A 2,034-nucleotide genomic window follows, 5' to 3' on the forward strand; every position below is an offset into this window, starting at 1 on the left:
CCGATATAGCCGATGTTGTTATTAAGGTAACCGCTCAAAACGATGCGCCAATTGCGATTGACTACACTAATGCAGTTTTGACCGCGTCCGCAGGCTCAACAACGATTAAGTCATTGCAAGCAACAGACAGTGATGGAATAATTGTAAATTATACAATAGTAAGCTTGCCAAGAAATGGGGTTTTAGCTTTGGCAGGAATTCCAGTAGTTCCTAATCAAGTCTTAACTCCGTTAGAAGCTAATGGATTAACCTATGACCCAAGCGGTGCTTTTTCAGGAAATGATACATTCCTGTTTTCTGCAACTGATGATAAAGGAGCTTTAGCAATTGCACCAGCAACTATTACAATTCCAGTAATTAATGAGGTAATTGCTTCGAATGATGGGATACATTTAATCAACAATGTAACAGGGAAAACTATTGATAGTGTATTAATGAATGATGTGTTAAACGGAATTGTATTAACTCCAACAACATATGATCTTGTTAGCTTAACGCCAATCAATGTACCAACTGGGTTTACTTTTAACAAAGACGGCTCGGTCGATGTAAAAGCAGGTACCCCAGCAGGCAAATATACTTTAGTCTACGAAATATGTACTAAAAATGCACCAATGGTTTGTGCTCAAGCCACAGTGACGGTGACGGTAACTTGCAATACAACAAAAATTTCTGGTGTTGTAAAAGATGTGCTGAATAATAAACCATTAGCAAATGTTCCTGTGACTTTAATTCCAGATAAAAAAACTACAGGTTCCGTATTATTGATGCTGACAAAGGCTGATGGTTCTTACAGTTTTACAGGGTTTACACCTGGAGATTATATAATACAAGTACAGGATGTTAATTTAAATAGTTCTCAAAACTTATATAATGTAGGGCCTAGTATTCAATTTTTGAATATTCAAAGTTGTAATTATGAAGTTGTAAATTTTGATTATGACAAAACAGATTTACCTGTTTTAGGAAATTTTGTTTGGTACGACATCAATAGTAATGGCTTGCAAGATGAATGGTTTGATGCGAATAATGACGGACTAGTGACCCAAAATTTACCTGATGCTAATGGATATATTGATTACAGTAAATGGGAATGGATCGATTATAATGGAGATGGTAGCTATCAAGGTAAAATAAATGAAGGCGAAATCAATGCGGCAGGACTTGGAAATGGTACGACCAATGTACCCAATGTTTATATTACAGGACCAAATGGCTTTTCAAGACAAGTAACCATGAGCATTCAAGGGTATTGGAGAACCAGAGCGCCACAAGGAAACTGGGGTGATTACCAAGTGAACTTAGTGATGGAATCTAATTTAGAAACTGCAGCACAAGCAAAAGTAGCGACCGGTTTGATTAAAAACCTATCATCGCCTCTAAATAGATTTATTACGAAAAAAAATGATGCCACTCAAGGTTTTGTGGTTTGTGGAGTCACCAATAATAGTACCAGAAATACTCAGTTATCAGCAACAAATCCGATTGATTACAAATTAGATTTTGGAATTCAATGTAAATTATTTGCGACAATGGTTGCCAATAATGATTCAGTAGGAGCGATTGTGAGTTCAACTTCGATAACTCCTAAGGTAAAAAATGTACTGGCCAACGACACTTTTAATGGTAAACCAGTTGTATTAGCCGATGTAAATTTGACAGTTGTAAACACCAGTCCAAATTTGCGTTTAAATCCTGATGGATCAGTAGATGTTTTAGCGAATACACCAGCAGGAACCTATATATTAACGTATCAAATATGTGAGAAAAATAATCCATCAAATTGTCAAACAGCTACAGAAACCATCACAGTTGTTGCTCCAGTTATACTTGCCATTAATGATGATTATACTTCTAAACCTATAGATGCATCCAAAGGAGTTATTTTAGATATTTTAGGTAATGATAAGATTAACAACGGAACAGTAAGTCCTTCTCAAGTAACCATTACTATCTTGGATACCAATGGGTTAGCAGGTATAACAGTAGATGCCCAAGGTAAAATAGTAATTCCGGCGGGCGTCCCAATTGGAA

At 36.2% G+C, this 2,034-nt stretch carries 1 protein-coding gene; it reads left to right on the forward strand.

Annotated elements, in window-relative coordinates; genetic code table 11:
* On the forward strand, nt 1–2,034 hold a 2,034-nt coding region (locus FLB_RS07305; RefSeq protein WP_231891060.1), incomplete at both ends, for an Ig-like domain-containing protein.

This window comes from Flavobacterium succinicans, from assembly GCF_001662485.1.
Lineage (GTDB): Bacteria > Bacteroidota > Bacteroidia > Flavobacteriales > Flavobacteriaceae > Flavobacterium > Flavobacterium succinicans_A.